Source organism: Fibrobacter sp. UWB10, from assembly GCF_900182935.1.
GTDB classification, from domain to species: domain Bacteria; phylum Fibrobacterota; class Fibrobacteria; order Fibrobacterales; family Fibrobacteraceae; genus Fibrobacter; species Fibrobacter succinogenes_O.
In genome coordinates this window covers 702,101-723,425 of record NZ_FXUE01000001.1, presented here as the reverse complement: position 1 = coordinate 723,425, position 21,325 = coordinate 702,101, and the positions used below count along the sequence as shown (strand labels likewise).

Annotated in this window: 17 protein-coding genes and 1 tRNA gene; 14 read left to right on the top strand and 4 right to left on the bottom strand. The window is 48.8% G+C overall.

What is annotated here, in order from left to right; translation table 11 throughout:
• Positions 1-137: 137 nt before the first annotated feature.
• The 6 genes from QOL41_RS03035 to QOL41_RS03010 all read left to right on the top strand — a co-directional run bounded on the left by QOL41_RS03035 (position 138) and on the right by QOL41_RS03010 (position 8,073).
• The gene (locus tag QOL41_RS03035; RefSeq protein ID WP_173653899.1) at positions 138-1,001 is read left to right on the top strand and encodes a TIGR02147 family protein; all 864 of its coding nucleotides are present in this window, start codon (positions 138-140) and stop codon (positions 999-1,001) included.
• A complete protein-coding gene (locus QOL41_RS03030; protein WP_283428603.1) occupies positions 991-2,757 on the top strand; it encodes a hypothetical protein in 1,767 nt (588 codons plus the stop codon). Before QOL41_RS03035 ends, QOL41_RS03030 begins: the two co-directional genes overlap by 11 nt.
• Positions 2,758-3,004: 247 nt before the next feature.
• Positions 3,005-3,985 (top strand): hypothetical protein, encoded by a 981-nt coding sequence (locus QOL41_RS03025; protein ID WP_283428602.1) that lies wholly within the window; start codon positions 3,005-3,007, stop codon positions 3,983-3,985.
• A 2-nt stretch (positions 3,986-3,987) separates the two neighbouring features.
• The gene (locus QOL41_RS03020; RefSeq protein WP_283428601.1) at positions 3,988-4,875 is read left to right on the top strand and encodes a hypothetical protein; all 888 of its coding nucleotides are present in this window, start codon (positions 3,988-3,990) and stop codon (positions 4,873-4,875) included.
• A gap of 26 nt (positions 4,876-4,901) precedes the next feature.
• The gene (locus tag QOL41_RS03015) at positions 4,902-6,437 is read left to right on the top strand and encodes a hypothetical protein (RefSeq protein ID WP_283428600.1); all 1,536 of its coding nucleotides are present in this window, start codon (positions 4,902-4,904) and stop codon (positions 6,435-6,437) included.
• 73 nt (positions 6,438-6,510) lie between these two features.
• Complete coding sequence (locus tag QOL41_RS03010; protein ID WP_283428599.1) at positions 6,511-8,073, top strand: hypothetical protein; 1,563 nt, start codon at positions 6,511-6,513, stop codon at positions 8,071-8,073.
• A 71-nt stretch (positions 8,074-8,144) separates the two neighbouring features.
• Here the strand turns inward: QOL41_RS03010 and QOL41_RS03005 are convergent.
• Both QOL41_RS03005 and QOL41_RS03000 read right to left on the bottom strand, forming a co-directional pair.
• Positions 8,145-8,218, bottom strand: a tRNA-His gene (locus tag QOL41_RS03005).
• 80 nt (positions 8,219-8,298) lie between these two features.
• Positions 8,299-8,664 carry a hypothetical protein gene (locus tag QOL41_RS03000; protein WP_283428598.1) on the bottom strand — a complete coding sequence of 122 codons (366 nt, stop codon included), beginning with the start codon at positions 8,662-8,664 and terminating at the stop codon, positions 8,299-8,301.
• Positions 8,665-8,790: 126 nt separating this feature from the next.
• Here QOL41_RS03000 and QOL41_RS02995 point away from each other — a divergent pair, with 126 nt between their 5' ends.
• Entirely contained in the window at positions 8,791-9,702 is a 912-nt protein-coding gene (locus QOL41_RS02995) for a ComEC/Rec2 family competence protein (RefSeq protein ID WP_283428597.1), read from the top strand.
• Positions 9,703-9,704: 2 nt separating this feature from the next.
• Here QOL41_RS02995 and QOL41_RS02990 read toward each other — a convergent pair whose 3' ends face one another.
• On the bottom strand, positions 9,705-10,466 hold the full coding sequence (locus tag QOL41_RS02990) for an acyl-[acyl-carrier-protein] thioesterase (protein ID WP_173653905.1): 762 nt from the start codon (positions 10,464-10,466) through the stop codon (positions 9,705-9,707).
• A gap of 50 nt (positions 10,467-10,516) precedes the next feature.
• On the opposite strand from QOL41_RS02990, the gene aroA reads away from it, so the two are divergent.
• From aroA to dacB, 3 genes are all read left to right on the top strand, one after another.
• Positions 10,517-11,848 (top strand): 3-phosphoshikimate 1-carboxyvinyltransferase, encoded by a 1,332-nt coding sequence (gene aroA, locus QOL41_RS02985; protein ID WP_283428596.1) that lies wholly within the window; start codon positions 10,517-10,519, stop codon positions 11,846-11,848.
• Between the two features lie 22 nt (positions 11,849-11,870).
• Positions 11,871-13,448 (top strand): extracellular solute-binding protein, encoded by a 1,578-nt coding sequence (locus QOL41_RS02980; protein WP_283428595.1) that lies wholly within the window; start codon positions 11,871-11,873, stop codon positions 13,446-13,448.
• A gap of 64 nt (positions 13,449-13,512) precedes the next feature.
• Positions 13,513-15,591 (top strand): D-alanyl-D-alanine carboxypeptidase/D-alanyl-D-alanine endopeptidase, encoded by a 2,079-nt coding sequence (gene dacB / locus QOL41_RS02975; protein WP_283428594.1) that lies wholly within the window; start codon positions 13,513-13,515, stop codon positions 15,589-15,591.
• 3 nt (positions 15,592-15,594) lie between these two features.
• Here the strand turns inward: dacB and QOL41_RS02970 are convergent, their stop codons facing one another.
• Positions 15,595-16,053, bottom strand: a complete 459-nt coding sequence (locus QOL41_RS02970; RefSeq protein WP_173653909.1) for a hypothetical protein — start codon at positions 16,051-16,053, stop codon at positions 15,595-15,597.
• Positions 16,054-16,108: 55 nt separating this feature from the next.
• On the opposite strand from QOL41_RS02970, the gene dxr reads away from it, so the two are divergent.
• From dxr to QOL41_RS02950, 4 genes are all read left to right on the top strand, one after another.
• Positions 16,109-17,257 (top strand): 1-deoxy-D-xylulose-5-phosphate reductoisomerase, encoded by a 1,149-nt coding sequence (gene dxr, locus QOL41_RS02965; protein WP_283428593.1) that lies wholly within the window; start codon positions 16,109-16,111, stop codon positions 17,255-17,257.
• A 78-nt stretch (positions 17,258-17,335) separates the two neighbouring features.
• Complete coding sequence (locus QOL41_RS02960; RefSeq protein ID WP_283428592.1) at positions 17,336-17,992, top strand: fibrobacter succinogenes major paralogous domain-containing protein; 657 nt, start codon at positions 17,336-17,338, stop codon at positions 17,990-17,992.
• A 128-nt stretch (positions 17,993-18,120) separates the two neighbouring features.
• Positions 18,121-19,338, top strand: a complete 1,218-nt coding sequence (locus QOL41_RS02955; protein ID WP_283428591.1) for an alpha/beta hydrolase — start codon at positions 18,121-18,123, stop codon at positions 19,336-19,338.
• Between the two features lie 101 nt (positions 19,339-19,439).
• The gene (locus tag QOL41_RS02950) at positions 19,440-21,272 is read left to right on the top strand and encodes a glycoside hydrolase family 9 protein (protein WP_283428590.1); all 1,833 of its coding nucleotides are present in this window, start codon (positions 19,440-19,442) and stop codon (positions 21,270-21,272) included.
• The last annotated feature ends 53 nt before the right edge of the window (positions 21,273-21,325 follow it).

The window sequence follows — 21,325 nt, the reverse complement described above, 5'->3', positions numbered from 1 at the left end:
TTCTTTTTGTATTCCTGGAATACAGGTTGTATTCCCAAAAATGCTGAAATTTTGAAAAATTCGAGGAAATAGTAAAATTTTTGCGAAAATGACATATTTGTATCCCAAAACAATGAAATTAGTCTATATTTGTACTCATGAAGGAGATAGTAGAATACACAGATTACCGCAAGTTCATCCAGGACTACTACGATGAACGTAAGCGTACTTCTGCGTTTACCTGGCGAGATTTTGCGCGCGACGCAGGGTTTTCGTCGGCGGTTTATCTGAAGTATGTCTGCGAGGGGAAGAAAAACCTGAGCGTAGGGGCTGCAGGTTCCGTAGCGAGTGCTATGGGGTTGGTCGGGTTTGAACACACGTACTTTGTGCTGATGGTTTCATACGCACATGCGAAGGGCGATGCGGCAAAACGAGCCGCGTTCGAAGAACGCTGTGCGCTTGCGAATGCTCACAAGGTACGTGTGCTGGGGGATGAAGAGTTCAAGTATTTTAAATCATGGAAAAATGTGGTGCTGCGTGAATTGGCACCGCATATGCCGGGCGCAAAGCCGCTTGAAATGGCCAAAGCCTGCAAGCAACCGATTACCGCAGCCGAGGTCTCCCAGACGCTCGACTTCTTGGTGCGCGCCAAGCTCCTGAAAAAGGACAAAGACGGGAATTACCACCAGACGGATAAGGCGATTTCGATGGGCTCTGTCGATGCCGTGCCGGTGGCTGCTCGCGATTTGCAACGCCAGATGGCCGAATTCGCCGTCAAGGCGCTGAGCTTGCCGCTTTCGGAACGCGACATGTCGGGCCTTACCATGGGAATTACGCGCCGCGCCTACGAACGCATTAGAAAAGAACTTGCTGATTGCCGTCGCCGCATTATGGCCATTGTCACTGAAGACGACGATACGGAACAAGTGTACCGTTTGAACTTGCAACTGTTCCCGATGAGTGAATGTTTAAAGAAAGACGACAAGGGTACGCCCGAAAAGGAAGGAGATCATGAAGAATAACTTGCGTAGAACGACCAAGAAAGGCTTGGCCGTTGTTTCTGCAATTATGGGTATGTCGGTGTTGCTTGCCGCATGCTCTACTGAAGAAGAAAAAGGCGTCGCAGGCGGCGTTTCGGAAGATGCCGGCTTTGTAGCCGATGTGGCGGGCGTTGCCCAGAAGGGCCCGTTCGTGAAGGGCTCTGCGGTAACGGTTCGCGGTGTCGATTGTAAGACGCTGGAATTCACGGATCAGGTTTTTGAAGGAACAATCAAGAGCGATAAGGGCGACTTTGCTCTCGATAGCGTTGCTCTCGATGCGTCTTGCGCGGTCATCGAAGTCACGGGTAAGTACCTGAACGAAGTCACGGGCAAAAAGACGAAGGATGAAGTGACTCTCCGTGCGCTGACCAACCTCAAGGATCGCGAAAACGTGAACGTCAACGTGCTCACCAGTTTGGAATACGAACGCGTGATGTTCCTTGTGAAGGAAAAGAGCAAGGCTCTGGCCAAGGCTAAAACGCAGGCCGAAAAGGAAGTCCTTGCCGCCTTCGATATCAAGGGCGAATTTGACGAATTCGAAAACCTGAATGTATTTGAATCGGGTGACGGTAATGCCGCGCTCTTGGCTGTAAGCGTGATGATGCAGGGCGACGCTGATGCGGCCGCACTTGCCAAGCGCCTTGATAAGTTTGACGATTCCTTTGCCGAAACCGGTAAGTGGAAAGACTCTGAAACGAAAAAGGCTATTGCAGAATGGGTAACCGAAGCTTCGGCAAACGGTGAACTTGAAACAATCCGCAAGAATATCGAAGGCCTGGATTACGTTGACGAAATTCCCGCATTCGAAAAGTACATTCCTGTTGTAGAACCCGCTGACTCCATCGAAGAAAGCTCTTCGTCCGCTGAGCGGGATTCGCTTGAAGAAACAGTCTCCTCTTCTTCTGTCGAGCAGGACTCGGTTGAAAAAGTGGATTCCTCTTCTTCGAACAAAGATTCGCGCGATAGCACGGCGGCCTCTAGCAGCAGCGAAGTAAAGGCTGATTCGACTTCTTCGAGTTCCTCTGTACGCGATTCCCTGCTTTCTAGTTCCTCTTCTATCCGTGATTCGCTGTTGCAGGATAGCTTGCGCTCTTCGAGTTCTGTGATGCCGCGTGATTCGTCCGTTCGCGACACATCCGTTCGCGATACCTCTGTACGAGATTCTTCCGTTCGTGATACGAGTTCCGTAAAGCCGGATACTTCGACTACGGCGAAAGATTCCTCTGTTACAAAAAAAGATACCTCGGGATGTCCTAACACGGAATTCCCCCATGAACTGAGTTACTTGCTTGGAAATGACTATGAAATTACAGAAGCGCGTTGCCCTGGTGATTCCGTAGTCGTGACTTGGAGAACGCGTCACGATGTTTACGAAACGGAATTCTCTGTTCCGAGGACATATACTTTTGCGGCGGAGTTTGAACAATACTCGACGGATAGCTTGGATCATTTCAGGTCGGAGTGGCTAGGTAGAGGCTCTGGATTCGAATTTGGTAAAGAACACGATGAAAGTATAGTGGATTTAGGAAACGAATTGTATGACTACCCGTACGATGAAGAAGATTTGAGCGAGATTGGCGAAACGACACCTGTGTATTCTTACCGCATGGATCTGAAGAACGCTTCGTATCTTGTCTACGTATTCTCCGTGCCGCAATTGTTGGTGCGTCCAAGTGGATCACGGACAATCCGTTATGGGTTTGTTGTAGAGCTGTCGGCTGTTTATGTGACAAAGTAAAGGACTTCTACCCTAACAAAAGCAGAAAGGTCTCGCAATTTTGCGAGGCCTTTTCTTTTTTTACGGCGTGATTTTCGCTGTGTTCTAGGAATACACAACTTGTATTCCAATTTGCTTAAATTTTAGTAAAATCTTTAAAAAGCGTAAAATTTAAAGAAAAACGCTAATTTTGTGTTCCAAATCTGTTGAATAAGGCTATATTTGTAGATGTGAGGGATGCGAAAACACTCCAACAAAGAAGGAAAAAATGAAAGACAAACTTGGAAAAATCTTTAGCGCAGGCCTGTTCATGATGTCGACGGCCTATATCAGCGTCGCGTTGATGGCAACGGGCTGTTCTAGCGACAACAGCAGCGTAATGGGGGGCGATACGGAAGAATATTCCGAAGTCGTGGAATCCAATAGCGACGAGAAAATCGACGTGTCTTCCAGTTCCGAAAAGTCCGGCTCGGAAAAATCTGGCTCTAAAAAGAGCGAAAAGGTCGAGTCATCGAGTTCTGAAAAGAAGGTTTCTTCGAGTTCGGAAGAGGTCTCGAAAACCGAGGAATCTTCAAGCTCCGAAAAGGTGGAACCTACGAGTTCCGAACCGGCCGAATCTTCCAACTCTGAAGTCTTTGAGTCTTCGAGCTCTGAAAACAACGGATTCCCTGATACGACAAGGGTGGAATCTTCCAGTTCCGAAACGAACACAGAAAAAAGGTTTGCCGATTGCTCTGAAAAGCCTTTCCCTGAAGAGTTCGAATACCTGGAAGGCTGTGGAGAAAATGATAAGCACAAATTTGTGAAATGCAGTAACGACAGTTCTATTGTCCGTTGGACAATTCATCATACATCGCAAACGGATATCGCTCCGGCTTCTGAAGTCTACGCTCTTTCGCGTGAAGAATATGATTGGGGCGCCGATAGCTTGGAAATGTTTAAACGCGATTATCTTGATAAGAGGACTTTTAATTCAGAGTACGTTTATGAAGACGTGATGGATGAAGATTATCAAAATGTCAATTGTGATGCGTCGGAATTGGAAGGGGCGAAAAAAAGGACGTATACATTTAGATCGAAAACAGATGATGTTTATTATATAATAATCGCTTATCCGTTAACAGAAGTTCTTGTGGACGAAAATGGAAACCGCACTATCCGTTACGGGTTCACGATGGAATTGGAAGCCTACTACTGGGCTGAGGATCGTGAAAAACATTTGAATAAAGACTCCAATAAGGAAGGTTGAAAATGAAAAACAAATGGTATGAAGTTCTTGGGGCGGGTCTGCTGTCTGTTTCAACGATGTTCTTCTGCACCTCTCTAATGGTGACAGGCTGTTCTAGTAGCGACAGCAGCAGTGTTGCCGGGGGCGATACGGAGGAATCCTCAAAGTCCGAAGAAACGTCGAAAAAAGAAGTTGTTGAGACTGCTGACACCGAAGAAGCCTCGAAGGCTGAAGAACCTTCGAGTCCCGAAGAAACCGTTGAATCTGAAAAGCCTGCTGAATCCGAAGAACCGGCTGAATCTGGCGATGTTGCCGCACCTGAAGAACCTACTGAACCGAACAAAGCTGAACCTGAAGAAAAGACAGATCCGGCTGAAACCACAGAACCCTCAGAAGAAAAAACTGAACAAGCTGAACCTTCAAACTCTGAAGAAAAAATCGAACCGATTGAATCTGCTGAGCCCGAACCGGTTGAACTGAACAATGCAAAGGAATGGGAAATCATCAGAGATTCTGTTACGTCCGTAGTGGAGAATAATTCAATTCAAGATTTGCATGAATCTCGATTTTTGAAAGTGGAACGTTCCGATAAAAGTTCGAGGCTTGATGAATATAGAATGCCTGAAGACGAATTCGTTGCCGAATATCAATATGATGGATATGATCAGCATTTGACGGATAGGCTTTATGAAGATGGTATTCTATGGGAAGGCTTTAATTGGACTAATCTCAATAAACCGGAATGCCGTTTTAAAGCGGAATTGGACTCCATACTTGTGCATTGGAGTTGGCCAGTGAGTTTCGCCGAAATTGAAGCAACATACAATGTTAGATATTTTTGTCAATCTCTGGGTCTTGAAGGAAATGTTTCAATATGGATCCCGGTAAGGTATAGGGCAAAACAGGATTAACCTTAAACACTAAAAGAAGGTAGAAAATGAAAAATAAACTTGGAAAAATCACGGCGTTGGCAGCCGTCAGTATGGCTCTGGTGGTAACGGGCTGCTCCAGCGAAAGCAGCAGTGTTGCCGGGGATGACTCGGAAGAATATATCGAGGACGTGGAATCCGGTGGCGACGAGGGTGCTTCTTCGTCTTCGGTTGCAAGCAAAGATAAAAAGGCGAAGTCCTCGAGCTCTGAAAAGAACGAGAAAATCGAATCTTCAAGCTCGGAAAATAATGGATCATCTGATACAACAAGGGTGGAATCTTCAAGCTCCGAAAAAGCAGATTCTTCTAGTGTCGAAGAAAAACAATACGCAATCAAGAATAAGACTTTGACTGGCGTGGCGCAGAAAGGCCCGTTCGTTGATGGTTCGGTTTGGATGGCAGAAGTTGATTGTAATACTCTGAAATGGGTAGACGAATTCACTCGAAGTGTAGATATACAAAGCGACAATGGCGAATACAAAATCGAAGATATCAGCTTTTCTACTCCTTGTGCTATAATTTGGGTTAGAGGCCATTACCTGGATGAGCATGCTGGCGAAAAATCAAAGAAGGAGGTTGAACTTGAAGCGTTTGTGAATCTGACCGAACATGATGCCGTGAACATCAACGTATTCACGGAACTTGAATACAAACGCATGAAATATCTTGTAAGTCAAAAGGGAATGACTGTGGTAAAGGCAAAAGAACAGGCGAAAAAAGAAGTTCTGGCTGCGTTTGGCGTCAAAGACGGAGTCAGTGATTTCGTAGACCTGAATATCCTTAAACCTGGTGATGGCAACGCAGCACTTTTGGCGGCGAGTGTGCTCCTGACGGCACAGACGGATCTTGAAAAGAATGCGCATTTGATTTATCGTGTGGACGATATGAAAGAAAGTTTTGTGGAGACTGGCGTATGGGATGACGAAATCAAAACCGATATTGCCAATTGGGCTCATTCCGCCAAAGAAAAGGACCTGTTGGAAAAGGTTCGCAAGAATGTCGCAAAATATACGGATGAAGTTCCGGATTTTGAAAAATATGTAGAAACTTATGCCGAAGCGTTCTATGATCCTGAAAAGGATAAATCGTCTTCGGAAACGCCCGCCCATACGAAGGAATGGCAGGAACTTCATGACGTGATTTACCATTTTGTTCTAGAAGAAAATACTCCGGAAACCTTAAAGGAAGATTCTCGGGTGTATCGGGATGATGAAGAAACGAATGCTGGCGAATATTTGATGGACAAAAAATTGTATCACGAAATGTACGATCACGAAGGCGAGGAAGCGTTGCAACGTCGGCTGATTGAAGATGGCCTTGTATGGGATGGCGATGAATGGGACGACGAACGTTACCCCGGTGTTCATTATGAGGTTTGGATGGATACCCTACTCTTTGGAAATGGTGATATGCATTTGGGGTACAAAGTCCGTTTCACTTTGGGAGAGGGGGCGGATGCAGTAGGACAGGAGATTTATTTAATAGTGGCGGTTAAAACCAATAGGGATGGTAAGCCTTACATTCCCCCGAAAAAAGAAGAGTAAGGACAATCCGCTATTGGTTTGAAGCTGAACTGATGGCCGTTGATACAAACATTCAAACAAAGAAGGGATGAAAATGAAAAACAAACTCCAAAAATTTTTTAGTGCCGGCTTGCTGTCTGCGTCGGCAATGTGCATTGGTGTGGCCCTGATGACGACGGGTTGTTCTAGCGACAACAGCAGTGTCGCTGGGGGAGATTCGGAAGAATATATCGAGGACGTGGAATCCGGCGGCGACGAAGGTGTTTCTTCGTCTTCGGTTGCCCACAAGGACAAGAAGGCTAAGTCCTCGAGTTCTGAAAAGGTCGTATCTTCAAGCTCGGAAAAAAATGGATCTTCTGATACAACAAGGGTAGAATCTTCGAGTTCTGAAAATTATGCCATCAAGAATAAGACGTTGACTGGTGTAGCACAGAAGGGACCGTTTATTGATTCTTACGCATTTTTGGTTGAACTCGATTGCGAAACATTAAGAAGAAAGAGCGATGCCGAAGAGTCTGGGTATGCTCGTATTGAGATGGAAAACGGAGTGTACAATGTTGAAAATCTTAACATGGCTTCTCCGTGTGCTGAAATCGATGTGAAGGGTTATTATCTAGATGAACATACTGGGGTAAAGTCGAAGAAAGAAGTATTGCTGCACGCCTTTGTTAATTTGGAAAATCGCAGTACCGTGAATATCAACGTGTTTACGCAGCTCGAATATGATCGCGTAAGGTATCTTGTGGATGAAAAGAAAATGCCTGTAGCGGAAGCAAGGGCTCTTGCGAAAAAGGAAATCCTTGCACTGTTCGACATTAAAGAAGATGTCGGTGATTTTGCAGACCTGGATATCCTTAAACCTGGGGAAGGCAACGCAGCCCTTTTGGCGGCGAGTGTGCTCCTGACGGCGCAGACGGAATCCGAAAAGAATGCGCATCTTACTTATAGTGTAGACTCGTTAAGTAAATCTTATGTCAAAACGGGCGAGTGGAATGCTGAAATGAAAACAAAAATTGCCAATTGGGCTCATTCAGCCAAAGAAAACGGCCAATTGGAAACAATTCGCAAAAATATTGCCGGATGGGAATACACGGAATCGGTTCCCGAATTTGAAAAATATGTAGAAGCCTATGCCGAGGCGTTCTATGATCCTGAAAAGGATGAATTGTCTTCGAAAACGCCCGGCCATACGAAGGAATGGCAGGAACTTCATGACATTATTTACCATTATGTTCTAGAAGAAAAGACTCCGGAAACCTTGGATAAATGTTGCCAAGGGGTGATTGTTCGAGGAGATGAAAAAACGAATTCAGAAGAATATTTGATGGACGAGGATGCCTTTAAGGTTGAGTTTAATTTGGATGATTTATATGAAGCACGAAGCGTATTGATACATGATGCTGGATTGTGGGATGGCGATGAGTGGGACGATCCTCGATATTCGAACGTTCATTATGTGGTCTGGCTTGATACCATGTTTGTTGGGGAGGCGTATGAGTTTGATTCGGATAAGATTCGTGCTATTGCGGGATATATGATTCGATATACCATTGGGGTGGCTCCGGATGTTGAAGAACATACTGCTATTGTAGAAATCCATGTCAAGCTCAATTCGCTTGATAAGCCCTATAACCCGGTGAAAAAAGAAGACGATTAAAAACGCTTTTGTTTCCTCCATAAGAACAAAAAAAAGAACCCCGCTAGGAAACTAGCGAGGTTTTTTCTAAGGGTGGGTGACCGGACTCGAACCGACAACATCCAGAATCACAATCTGGGACTCTAACCAATTGAGCTACACCCACCATGAGTGTGAGCCAAATATAAAAAAGCCGCCCCAAATTTCAAGGGTGGCTCCACATTTTTTTTGTAAAATGCGCCTTTTTTAGTCGTTTTTCATCTTGGAGATGATGCGCAGGTAGTTTGCGCGCTTGAAATCGTTGCGGTGTTCTTCGCAGAAACGGGGGTAAATGTATTGCTTCGGGAACACGCGAATGGTGAACATTTCGTTGCAGCCTTCGAGACAGCACTTGAAGGTGAGGTCCATGGATTCCGTGTAGTTGTGGCGGAAGATGATGTTCTTGGACTCGATGTTGTCCACGTCCTTCTTCTGCTTCTGGCGCTGCTTGATGTCGCGGTGCAATTCGCAGTACTTGGCGATCGGGTGGCCCCAGAATTCACGGCCGCAGCCGGGTTCCTGACAGACTTTCAGCTTGATACGCTTTTTCTTTTTGTACTTGGGTAATTGCATAAAAAACCTCGGTTTAGGGTTAAATATAGTAAAAATCAGTCCTTTTTTCATTTTTGGGGACAAAATCAGACGGTTTTGCGGTTTTTGGCGTGTATATAAGAGGACCTTTCAAAATCGGAGACTGCTATGAACCGTTGGATTTACATGTGGGAGCTGCTTTGCGCCGTGCTCTGGAGCGCGCTTCTCGGCGTTTTTTGGGGCGTTTTGCTGTCGGGGTGCTCTTACGACAGTGGCTGGGGTGCAGAGCCCGTGCCGGTGCGAATCACGTTTTTGGATGTGGGGCAGGGACTTGCGGTGCTCCTGGAGCATGAGGGGCGATACGCCCTGTACGATTCCGGGCCCGATTCGGCGGGACTCACCGATACGCTTGCGTCGAGGGGCGTCAAGTCGCTCGACTGGGTGCTGGTGAGCCATTTTCACCGGGACCACGGCGGTGGGTTTATGGAAATGGGCGCGGCAATCGAGTCGGGGCGGCTCAAGGTCGGGCGCCTCTTGGTGGGGCTGGACACCGCGGTGGGCTTCGTGAGCGATAGCGTTTACACGGTGGCGCGGCGGTACAAGATTCCGGTAGATACGCTTGAACGCGGCGACACGGTGTACTTTGCCGAGGGGCTAAGGCTTGAATGCCTGTGGCCAGTCAGCTACGGGCGCTTTGGCGAAAATCGGGCGAGTGTGGTCCTCATGGGCTCTATGGTCGGTCCGCAGGCGGGGCGTGAAAGCGCATTCTTGCTTACAGGCGACCTGGATACCGCGGGCGAAAACCGCCTGATGGAACTCTCGCGTGATTTGTCGGCAGACTTGCTCCAAGTCGGGCATCATGGTTCCGCGGGCAGTAGCGGGCTCCAGTTTCTCGCGCGGGTGGCCCCCAGGTATGCGGCTATCGGGGTCGGTAAAAATAACCGTTACGGCCACCCCAAAGACGAGGTGGTAAACAAGCTCCGGATTGTCACGGGCGATTCGTCGGCGGTGTACCGCACCGACTTGCACGGGAGTTTCAGTTTTGAAATGTGGCCCGGAGTCGGGCTTATTGTTCCCTGAAATTATTCCCTGAAGCCTACGCGGGCCTGAAAATGGCAGCGGTTCGTGGTCGGGCTCTTTTCCATGTCGGCGTTCATTCCGAAGAATACGGCGTGATGGTTCGTATCCTTAAAGCGGATAATGTTTACGTTCGCGCCGAGCGGAACCTGGTTCACGAAATTCAACTGTAGCGAGCGGATGCCGCGTTCCTTGATTTCTTCTTTGCTCAGACAGTCGAGAATCCATTCTACATAGCGGCAATGGTTCACATGGTGGTTCAAATCAAGGTCGCTATTGCGAGCACGTTCCGTATAAACTAATTGTGGATCTTCGCCCATAGGCAAAACCGAGAGCATCTCGGGCATGGCGCTCTTTTCAAGCTGAATGGGGAAGGGGTAAGGGCTGTTTGATGGCGGCTCTGCAAAGCCAGTCTTCAAGTTCACGAGAATCCAAGAAGACGTGCCTTCGGCCAAAGCGTGGCCCTGGCTATCAACAACGGCGTAGTCCTTCAAGACGACCTTGTCTTTGTAGATTTCCTTGATCCAGGTGGAAACGTGAAGGTCTTCACCCATGAGCGGCGTGTGATTGATGCGGACCTTCATACGTGTAATGGCCGAGGTATAGCCGGCCTTGATCATGCGCCACAGGCCAAATCCGCCCCGCTCGGCGTCGGCAATGGCGGCCTCTTCCATGAACTGGAACAGGCGCGAAAGCTTGAGTCTGCCGTATTCGTCGCAGTCCGAAAAGCGGACGGTGAATTTGAGGTCTGTGATTTCGCTCATCATTTAAAGCTCCGTTTAGTCTAATAGCTTATTTAATTTATAAATTTATGACCATGGATACACCCTTTATTCGCCCCAGTCATATTCAGATTCCTGCTTTGAAGTCTTATAATGGTGAACTTCGTGTGCCGGGTTCCAAAAGTATTACCAACCGTGTGCTTTTGATTTCTGCCCTTGCCGAAGGAACCACCCGTTTGCACAACTTGTTGAAAAGCGACGATACCCGCTATATGGGCGAAGCTTTGAAGGCTCTGGGTGTTAAGGCCGACATGACCGACGATTTTACCGAAGCGGTAATTGAAGGTGCGGCAGGCCCAATCGATGCACCATCGGTTTTGGTGGAAAACGACAATTATGTGGCGGGTCTTTACTTGGGCAACGCAGGTACGGCCATGCGATCCTTGTGTGCGGCACTTGCTCTTGGCCGCGGCGTATTTCACCTGAGTGGCGAAGAACGCATGAAGGAACGCCCGATTCGCGATCTGGTCGATGCTCTTAGAACGCTTGGCGCTGACATTGACTACATGGAAACGGAAGGCTTCCCGCCGGTATGCATTAATGCTCACGGTTTGAAGGGTGGTTCGGTCTCTGTCCGCGGAAACATTTCGAGCCAGTATCTTACGGCACTTTTGATTTGTGCTCCGTATGCAGAATCTCCGCTCCATATTCACGTGGAAGGCGAACTGATTTCGGCTCCGTACATTTTGCTGACACTCGATGTCATGAAGCATTTCGGCATCGAAGTCAAGCATGCCGATCTTAAGGAATTTTACGTACCGAAGGGCGTGTACAAGACTCCGGGCGACTACATGGTCGAAGGCGATGCCAGCTCTGCAAGTTATCCGCTGGCTGCCGCTGCCATTGCAGGCGGCAAGGTGCGTGTGCTTGGCGTGGGTAGCGATTGCCGTCAGGGCGATATCGCCTTTGTCGAAGTGCTCAAGAAAATGGGCGCAAATATTACCATGGGCCCCGACTGGACAGAATGCACCGGCACGGGTGGCAAGCTCAAGAGCCTCGGTGAATTCAACGCCATCGATATTCCCGATGCTGCAATGACGGTTGCGGTTCTTGCCCTGTTTGCCGACGCCCCGATGACCATTAGCGGCATTGCCAGCTGGCGTGTCAAGGAAACCGACCGTATTGCGGCCATGGCGGCAGAACTCCGCAAAGTGGGCGCCGAAGTCCGCGAATCGAACGATTCCATTACGATTACGCCGCCGGAACACTTGCAGCCTGCAACCATTGAAACCTATAACGACCACCGCATGGCTATGTGCTTTAGCCTGGTCGCCTTGGGTGGTGTGCCAATCAAGATTATGGACCCGGCTTGCATTAATAAGACTTATCCGCGCTACTTTGAAGATTTTTTGAGAATTGCTCAATAGTCAATTTTTATCTTAGAGATGGATGATGTTTAAGCGTATTTATAGCATAGCTTTGTTTTTGGGAATCGCTTTGTGCGGGGCCATGCAGGCGTATGCAATTCCGGAACTGCGAGCCATGCCGACACCTCCGGATACGCTAGTGCTGTGGGTGATGGACCAGGATATTAACGCCGGGTCTGCGCTCCAGAAACTCATGAAAAAGTATACGCGCCAAAGCGGAATTCCAGTCAAGATTCGATTTGTAGACTGGGGGGCTGCTTTTGACGAACTCAACAAGACGCTTGTAAACGAAGCGGGCGAAGGCACCGACTACCCAGATGTATTGCAGTTGGGCTCGACCTGGGTGCCCTACTTTGCCAAGGCGGGTTTGATTAAGCCTGTCACCGAATTGTTAGACGCTGTCGATACAAGTCGCTTTTATCCGGAAGCAATGAAGTCTACCCATATCGGGCGCGATTCCGTGGTATATGCGGTTCCGTGGTTTTTGGATATCCGTGGATTCTTTGCGAATGAACGCATTTGGCTTGAACTAGGACTCCACGATACTGAAATCGAAACGTACCCGAAGTTTTATGGTGTGCTTCGTGCCGTTTCTGAAGCCAAGGTCGTTAATGGCTTAGGAGTTGAAGTTGTTCCGCTTGAATTTGGTGTCAAGGAAGACTGGACCGGCTACCAGCAGATGTCTCCGTTCCTTTGGAATTTCGGTGGCGACTTCGTGGCCGAGGTCGATAGCGGTTACCGCAGCGCTTTGGCCGATCCGTTGACGCTTAAGGGACTTCACCATTACTTAAAGCTGCTGCGTGACCAGGAACTTTCTCCGAATAATTTGAAAGAAAATTCGGCTCAAAGTGCAGACCGTTTTGTGCGTGCTGAACAGTTGATGATTTTTGGAACGTCAGAACTGATTCGTAAGATTGAATTCGATACCGACTTGGGCGGCCTGATGGATAGCCCGCTTGCCAAAGACGGAATTATGACGATAAAAGGTCCGTCTGGCCCTTCTGGAAACTTCTCGTTTGTAGGCGGAAGCCATTTGACTCTTCCCAAGAACAGTAATCCTATCAAGCGCCATTATGCGCAAGATTTGTTCCTGTTCATGCTTCGCGCCGACAATATTGATTTCTATTCCAGACAGTGTGGCTTTATTCCGCCCGACAAGAGCTTGATTCGAATTTGGATGCAGGATCAGCGCTATAATCACTTGATTGAAGGCCTTGAAAATCATGGCCGTAGCTGCCAGAATATTCCGGAATGGAGTGAAATTGAAATGGCGGTGAACCGCATGGTGTCTGCAATTGCAGAATGCCTGCTCAAGAACGGGCCTGATGTAGACGACGAAATTACCCGCTTGGTGTTTGAAACGCATCAAAAAATAGACCGCATTCTGGGTTACGAAAATAGCGAAAATGCATCGGCGGTAAAAGAACGTATCCGCAACGCCTTGACGCAGCCTATCGACGAAGCCAAGTACGAAAAGGGTTTCGGTTCGTTCAAGAAAGAATCTGGATTTAGCTTGCGATTGATTGTGGTATGTTCTCTTGGCGGTGTCGCGATTGTCCTTTTGTTGGTATTCTCGATTCGCCGGTTCCGCAAGCGCTAAATTTATGCGAAAGATTTTTGCTTTAATTTGTTTATTCTCGACTATTGCTCTTGCCAATTTTAAATTGGATTCATTTCAGGTGTACGTGGATTCGGAAGTGCCTGGCGCCCGCTATGGCCTTTCGATTCGTTCCGTTAAAACCGGAGTTGAACTAGGTAATATTCGCGGTTCTGAAAAGTTTACGCCTGCCAGTACTCTCAAGACTTTGACGACGGCTGCTGCCGTTCATTACTTGCCGCTCGATTATGAGCCCAAGACCGAAGTTTCGCTCAACGGTAGCGTGCGTAAAAAGACTTTTGTCGGAACCATTAACGTTCGTGGTGCAGGCGATCCGAATTTTTCGGGCCGCTACTATGCAGACCCGTTCCATATTTTGAATGCAATGGCCGATTCTATTCGTGCCTTGGGTGTGGATTCCGTTGCCGGCAAAATCAGCCTGGATTCCAGCTATTACAAGGGCCCGTGGCGTGCCGAACACTGGCGCAAGAATTTTTATGACGCTTGGTACGGCGCCGAAATTGCACCGCTTGGATTCAACGATAACTGCACCATGATTCGCTTTAAGCCGGGCTTAAAAGTGGGCGACCCTGCTCGTGCTGAAATTTTGCCCGATGTGGGCTATGTCGTGCTGAAGAATGAAATGGTGACGGTGCCGGGCAAAAAGCGCAAATGGACTTGGGCCCTCGATTCTGCAAAGCCCGAAATTACGATTGGTGGCGCCATCGGCATCGGCGTAGATTCTAGCCAGCTCGTGCTTCCGGTGCGCAATCCGATCGCCTACTTTAAGGCAGCCCTTATTTATGCCCTCAAGGAACGTGGCGTTGCCTTTACTGAAAAGCAAGATGTTCCTGCCGGAATTCAGATTGCCTCTTACACTTATTCGGCGGCGCCTTTCCTGAGTATTCTCGATGAAATCAATCAGCGCAGTCAGAACTTGCATGCCGAAACAATCTTCCGCAATCTGGGCGCCCAAAAGACGGGCGTGGGTAGCGTTGAAAGCGGCCGCGCCACGGAAATGAAATTCCTCGCTGAGATGGGAATTGACTCTACCGATTTTGAAATTTGGGACGGCTGCGGACTTTCGCCTAAGAACAAGGTGAAGCCTTCTACTGAAACAAAACTCCTTGCTAAGATGGCTCGCCACCCCAAGGGTAGCTTCTACATCAATAGCTTTGCGGGCCCGGGGGTTGGAACGGGCGGTAAGCGCATGCTTGATTTGCCGTACCCCTGGCTCACTCGATTCAAGACAGGCTTTATCGGCGAAGTGCACGGCTTGGTCGGTTACATTTATACGCTCGATGGTGACACCCTTGCGGTGGCTATGTACCTTAACGAAACGGGGCGTAATCCGGATGCTCAGTTGAAAGATGTTTTGGATACTTTGTGGAGCCGCCTTGTGTATCGTGCAAACGACAACTATGCTTCGTTCATGAAAATGAAACAGATGTGGCTCGGCGCTCAGAATGTGGCTGGTTTAACCGCAAGGCTTGAATATTTCTCTCGCCTCATGAAGGGAACGCCTTATAAGCTTGGTCCTATGGGCGAAAGCTATCTGGATTCTATCGAAAATAAACCGATTGTCTATATGGATTCGGTCGACTGCGTTACGTATCTGGAACATGTGCTTGCGATGGCGCTTGCGCCTAACGAAAATGAAATTGCAAACACGCTCCAAAAGATTCGCTACAAGGGCGGAAAAATCAGTTTTGTGAATCGCAAGCATTACCTGATTGCTGACTGGGTTGGCGAAGGCAAGTATGCCCGCCCCATGCAGGTCCCGGGCGATACCATTGTTAAGCGCACCTTGGCTAGACAAGATTTCTTCAAGGCGAAAAAGATTAAGTACGATACGCCGGATTCTCCGATGGATTTGCGCTACTTGCCGTACAATCGCGCGCTAGAACTTGCGTCTAAGCCCTACGAAGGCCCGCTTATGGTGACAGGCGTTGCCTTTGTTGCGAACGTGGATAACTTGGATGCTACGCATACGGGCTTCGTGATTTTCCGTAACGGCGAACTTCCGAAACTGCGCCACGCCGCCTTCAAAAAACATGTGGTCGAGCTGTCGCTCAAGGATTACTTGATTAGCCGTAATAAGAATAAGCTTCCGGGAATCACGCTGTTCGAATTCCTGAAGCAATAGGATTTATTCCCCAAGATCGAATGCCAGAATTGCGACGAGTTCATGCTCGCCGCCTTCATTGCCTTCTGCATTCTGACTTTTCTCGAACAAAGTCCATGCGTCCGGCATCCAGCCGTAGGCTGCCATCGTGAGTTCCTTGCCAATGGCAATTTCGGCGGCTTCTACTTCTTCCCAGCGCACGGGGCCTGCGGGCGCCTTGTAGTAGCGCAGCATTCCGAGAGCTTCCATCGATTCAGGATAATTGTCTACCAGTTGGTAAACGCAATCCTTGTAGCTTTCGCCCTTCAGGCGAATCACACGGTAAAGTCGCTTGTGGCCCAGGAATTTAGAAAGGTCGCCGTGGTGAACGTCAATTTTGGAACCTTGCCCAAAAAACGTCATGAGCTCGCGGAATATTTCCGAATCCTCTTCCATAAACGGGGAGAGTTTTTTAATCAAGGCATTAACTTCGTTTGCGAGCATGTTTAAATAATAGATATTTTTTATCTTTTTACCTGAATAAAAAAGAGGCTTCAAAATGAAAAACGTAGTTCTTCTCGGTGCAACCGGTTCTATCGGTACTTCTAGCGTTGATGTCATTCACCAGCATTCCGACATTTTCAATCTTTACGCTGTCGCAGCAAACAGCAGCGTGGCAAAGGTTGCCGAAATTGTGCGCAAGTACAAGGTGGAACGCGTGTGCATGTTCAACGAAGCTGCTGCCAAGGAACTTGAAAAAGAACTCGGCATGAAGGTGCTCGCTGGCATGGAAGGCCTTTGCGAACTCGCTGCCGACCCGAAGGCTGACATCATCATCAACTCGCTGATGGGTGCTGTGGGTTGCCTCCCGACCATTACCGCTATCGAACACGGCAAACATGTGGCTCTTGCCAACAAAGAAACCATGGTCATGGCTGGCCCGGTGATTTGGGACAAGCTTGCTGAAAACCCGAAGTCCTTTATTACGCCGATTGACTCTGAACACAGTGCCATCTTCCAGTGCCTCGAAGGCGGCAAGCGCGAATCCGAAGTGGAATTCCTCGAAATTACAGCATCGGGTGGCCCGTTCCGCGAATGGCCGATTGAAAAGTTTGAAAACATCACCGTGGCCGACGCCTTGAATCATCCGGTGTGGAGCATGGGCAAGAAGATTACCATCGACTCTGCCTCCATGATGAACAAGGGCCTCGAAGTTCTCGAAGCTCACTTCTTGTTCCACATTCCATACGACCAGATTAAGGTGGTGGTTCACCCGCAGTCCATGGTGCATTCGCTGGTGCAGTTCCGCGACGGCTCTTTGATGGCGCAGCTTGGTGCTCCCGACATGCGCATCCCGATTCAGGTGGCGCTCACTTGGCCCGACCGTCTCAAGCTCGATACTAAGCGTATCGACCTGCCGACACTCGCGAAACTGACATTTTTCGAACCGGACTTCAATAAGTTCCGCTGCCTCGCCCTTGCGTTCGAGGCGGGCCGCCGTGGCGGTATTGTGCCGGCAATGATGAATGCCGCAAACGAAGTGCTCGTGGATACCTTCCTCAAGGGCAACCTCAAGTTCACCGACATCCCGCGCCATGTGGAAACCATTATGGCCGGTGCCCCGAACGTGACCGGTCACTTGACGCTTGACCAAGTTCTCGAAGCCGATGCCGAAGCCCGCAAGCTTACCGCTGCTCTTATAAAGTAACGCTTTAAAGCTTAAACATTGTCCCCGACTGGTTCGGGGATTTTTTTTTGTACAAAATTGTTTGTTACATTATAGGCTATGAAATACTATTCTGCTTTTGTTTTGTCGGTTGCCGCAATTCTTGCCGCTTGTGGCGAGGAATCCAAGTATTATCTCGAAGCCCCTGAACCCGAGGTGAACTATGTCAAGGAATCGATGACGGACTCCCGCGATGGGCATGTTTACAAGACGGTCGAAATTGGTACCCAGGTTTGGATGGCCGAGAACCTCAACTACGAAATATCCGGAAGCTACTGCTATGATGACAATCCGGTGAATTGCGATACTTACGGTCGCATTTATGTATGGTCTGCCGCGATGAATGCTTGCCCCGCAGGTTGGCATTTGCCGTCGCGCGAAGAATTCGAGACCCTGATTGAATTTGTGGGCGGTGAATCGAAAGCGGGCCAATATCTCAAATCGAGGTCTGGCTGGAAATCGGCTATGGGCTCGGACGATTACGGCTTTGCGGCTCTCCCCGGTGGCGACAGGGCTTTAGATGGTGCTTACTATTTCGAGCGTGAAGAGGCCAATTTCATGAGTTCTTCGGGAAATATTTGTGACAACGGCGTGTACTATTTCGGTGAATGCGAAACCAATGCGTACTATATGATTTTGATTCACAATTCCACTAGGGCACGAATCAATTATTCTGATAAAGAAATTGGCTATTCGGTCCGCTGCGTAAAAAATTAGTGTTTTGCCCGTTGGGGTTGTAAAACGGAACAACGAAAGTTCTGCCCTGTTATATACAGGGCAGATTTTTTTTGTATAAATTTGCTAATGACGCTTCCAATGTCTGGGAGGGTTGTTATGGAGTTAGTATGAAAAAATTAATCGTATTATCGTGCTTTTTAGCATCGGTAGCCGCTTATGCCCAGGGTTTTGGCGGCCAGCAAGGCCAAGGCAAAATGGAGTATTCCGAAAAATTTGCCGACTTGAATTATGCAGGCGACGGAAAAGTCTACCATACACTGGACATCTATTTGCCCAAAGAAACGAAGGATGCTTATCCGGTCGTGATTCACACTTACGGTAGCGCCTGGAGCATGAACAATCAAAAGGGTTCTGCCGACTTGAATACGATTTGTGCGGCCCTTACCAAGGCGGGCTATGCGGTCGTTACCCCGAATCACCGTTCTGCAAGCGATGCCATTTATCCGGCGCAGTTGCATGATCTTAAGGCCGTAGTGCGCTTTATTCGTGGTAATGCAGCGAAATACAAAATCGATACATCGTTTATCGCTATGTCCGGATTTTCGTCGGGCGGACATCTCTCCAGTTTGGTCGCTACAACCTGTGGCTTGAAAGAAGGCAAGTCCGGTTCTGTAACGGTGGACTTGGTGGGCTCCCTAGGGGAGTTCACCAAGTTCAGTAGCTGTATCGATGCGGCGTCGCTTTGGTCTCCTCCGACCGATATTTACACCATGAATCCTATCAATAATTTCATGGGCAGCGGAACTTACGAAGGCGCCTTCATCGGTGCCGAGCGCGAAGGCAACAAGGATAAATGGATGGTGGCGAGTTCGCCGTACTATGCCAGCGAAGACGACCCGCCTATTATCTTGTTCCATGGAACATCGGACCAAATTGTAAACAAGGAACAAAGCCAGGAACTTTATGATTCTCTGAAAAAGCATAATGTCGTGACGGAACTTGTTTCGGTGTCGGGAGGAACCCATGGCGGCAACGAAATGTATGTTTCCGAGAATTTGGACAAAATGGTAAGTTTTTTTGACAAGGCCCGCGAAGCAAAGGCTGCGGATTCTTCCACCAATGATTCGATGGTTACAGATCCTCCGGCGCGGGTGCTTGCAAGCATGAAGCAATTTGCCCAGGTCGGCCTGATGGGCAACAAACTGGTCGCCTATGGAAGTAAGGACGAGTTCCGTTTTGCCGTTGTCTCTATGAACGGCTCTGTTGCCCGTCGAGGTTCTTTCTATGGTTTCCATGACCTGTCTTCGCTCCCCTCCGGAGCTTATGCCGTGGTCGTGACATTCCCGTCTGGAATACAAAAAAGCTTAAAATTCGTGAAAAAATAACACAATGGGTACACTTGTGTCCAATTTCTAGCGTAAGAGACCACTCTTACGCTTTTTTTGGGGTATATTTGTAGCTACTAATAATTATTAAGGAGTCTGAGATGCTGAAATTTGGCCTAAAACAGTATGTCGGTGTAATACTTTCTCTTACATCGGTAACTTTTGCTGCTACAGCCTATATCAACCAAATTGGTTACCGTGTGGGTGATACCAAAGAATTCGCCTTGGTTGACGGTAACGGCAATGTGGAAATTGCAAACGCGAGTGGAACGACCGTTTTGACGGCAACGCCTTCGGCTGCATCGAATTGGCAGCCCAGTGGTCAGAACGTGCAGTTGGTCGATATCTCGGAATTGAACACTCCGGGTACTTATTCCATTAAGGTTGGTGGCCAGGTGGTTCGCCAGGATCTCAAGATTTCGGGCTCTACGTATGAAGATGTGGTCAAGGCCTCGCTGAAGTGGTACTATTACCAGCGTGCCTCTATGGCTCTCGAAGAAACTTACGCCGGTCAGTGGAAGCGTGCTGCTGGTCATACCAATGCAAGCGTGCAGCTCCATAGCTCTACCGGTGAATCCGGTTCGATCAACTCGACCAAGGGTTGGTACGATGCTGGCGACTATGGTCGCTACATTGTGAACTCCGGTATTACCACTTATACGCTCCTTTCGTTGTACGAACATTTCCCGGAATATTTCAAGACGCTCAAGTGGAACATCCCGGCTGATGGAACGCTCCCGGACTTGCTCGCCGAAATCAAGTACAACCTGGACTGGATGCTCACGATGCAGGCTTCTGATGGTGGCGTTTACCACAAGCTGACTTCTCTCGGATTCCCGGGCGATGTCATGCCGGCAGACGATACCGACCCGATTTATGTAATCGGCAAGGGTACTGCTGCAACGTTTGACTTTGCAGGTGTGATGGCTGTGGCTGCCCGTGTGTACAAGCCGTTCGATGCAACTTATGCAAGCAAGTGCTTGGAAGCTGCCAAGAAGGCTTATGCTTGGGGTGCCCAGAATCCGAATAAGGCTTACAGCAACCCGAATGGTGTGCAGACGGGTGAATACGGTGACAAGTGGCTCGGTGACGAAAAGGAATTTGCTTCTACGGAACTTTTCGTGTCTACCGGCGATGCCTCTTACAAGCCGAACAATGCTTCTGGAAATATCCCGAGCTGGGCCGATGTCGGTGGTCTTGCTACCTACGGCATGGCTACGCATGCTACGGAATTTGGTGGTGCTGCCCAGGCTGCAAAAGACAGCTTGCTCAAGGTGGCTGATGATTTTGTAAACCGCACCAAGAGTGGTTTCGGTGTCGTGATGGCTAAGAACGACTTTGTGTGGGGCTCTAACGCTGTTGCTGGCAACCAGGGCGTTTGGCTGTTGCACGCTTACTACCTGACTGGCGAAGCCAAGTATTATCAGGCCGCCGTTAAGGTGCTGGACTACTTGCTCGGTAAGAACCCGCTGGATATGTCTTTCTTGACTGGCTTTGGCACCAAGTCTGCTAAGAAGCCGCACCATCGTCCGAGTACCTCTGACAAGGTGAGCGATCCTATTCCGGGTATGATTGTGGGTGGCCCGCAGCCCGGTGGCGAAGACATTGGTTCTGAAACTTGGGAATGCAAGGACTATAGAACTGGTTTCCCGGCAACCTCTTATGTCGACAACAACTGCAGCTATGCTTCGAACGAAGTGGCGATTAACTGGAATGCTCCGTTTGCATACCTCGCTGGCGCTATCGAAGCCATCAACCATGGTTACGCTCCGAGCTTTGCTGCCGCAGGCGTTGCTCGTACCGATGCCATCAAGCCCGCTGTTGCTCGCAGGGCTCACGCCAAGCAGGGTCCGCAGCTCCGCTTTGTTGACCAGAAGCTCTATGTCGAAATGAACGGCAAGCGCTTCAACCTGAAGGGTCATCAGATTAAGTAGACAGTAGACGGTAGGCGGTAGACAGATTCCGCGCCGAATTTGAATGGTTTGCC

Coding starts and splice junctions, on each gene's coding strand:
- QOL41_RS03035 (WP_173653899.1), top strand. CDS start 138: ATGAAGGAGATAGTAGAATACACAGATTACCGCAAGTTCATCCAGGAC.
- QOL41_RS03030 (WP_283428603.1), top strand. CDS start 991: ATGAAGAATAACTTGCGTAGAACGACCAAGAAAGGCTTGGCCGTTGTT.
- QOL41_RS03025 (WP_283428602.1), top strand. CDS start 3,005: ATGAAAGACAAACTTGGAAAAATCTTTAGCGCAGGCCTGTTCATGATG.
- QOL41_RS03020 (WP_283428601.1), top strand. CDS start 3,988: ATGAAAAACAAATGGTATGAAGTTCTTGGGGCGGGTCTGCTGTCTGTT.
- QOL41_RS03015 (WP_283428600.1), top strand. CDS start 4,902: ATGAAAAATAAACTTGGAAAAATCACGGCGTTGGCAGCCGTCAGTATG.
- QOL41_RS03010 (WP_283428599.1), top strand. CDS start 6,511: ATGAAAAACAAACTCCAAAAATTTTTTAGTGCCGGCTTGCTGTCTGCG.
- QOL41_RS03000 (WP_283428598.1), bottom strand. CDS start 8,664: ATGCAATTACCCAAGTACAAAAAGAAAAAGCGTATCAAGCTGAAAGTC.
- QOL41_RS02995 (WP_283428597.1), top strand. CDS start 8,791: ATGAACCGTTGGATTTACATGTGGGAGCTGCTTTGCGCCGTGCTCTGG.
- QOL41_RS02990 (WP_173653905.1), bottom strand. CDS start 10,466: ATGATGAGCGAAATCACAGACCTCAAATTCACCGTCCGCTTTTCGGAC.
- aroA (WP_283428596.1), top strand. CDS start 10,517: ATGGATACACCCTTTATTCGCCCCAGTCATATTCAGATTCCTGCTTTG.
- QOL41_RS02980 (WP_283428595.1), top strand. CDS start 11,871: ATGATGTTTAAGCGTATTTATAGCATAGCTTTGTTTTTGGGAATCGCT.
- QOL41_RS02970 (WP_173653909.1), bottom strand. CDS start 16,053: ATGCTCGCAAACGAAGTTAATGCCTTGATTAAAAAACTCTCCCCGTTT.
- dxr (WP_283428593.1), top strand. CDS start 16,109: ATGAAAAACGTAGTTCTTCTCGGTGCAACCGGTTCTATCGGTACTTCT.
- QOL41_RS02960 (WP_283428592.1), top strand. CDS start 17,336: ATGAAATACTATTCTGCTTTTGTTTTGTCGGTTGCCGCAATTCTTGCC.
- QOL41_RS02955 (WP_283428591.1), top strand. CDS start 18,121: ATGAAAAAATTAATCGTATTATCGTGCTTTTTAGCATCGGTAGCCGCT.
- QOL41_RS02950 (WP_283428590.1), top strand. CDS start 19,440: ATGCTGAAATTTGGCCTAAAACAGTATGTCGGTGTAATACTTTCTCTT.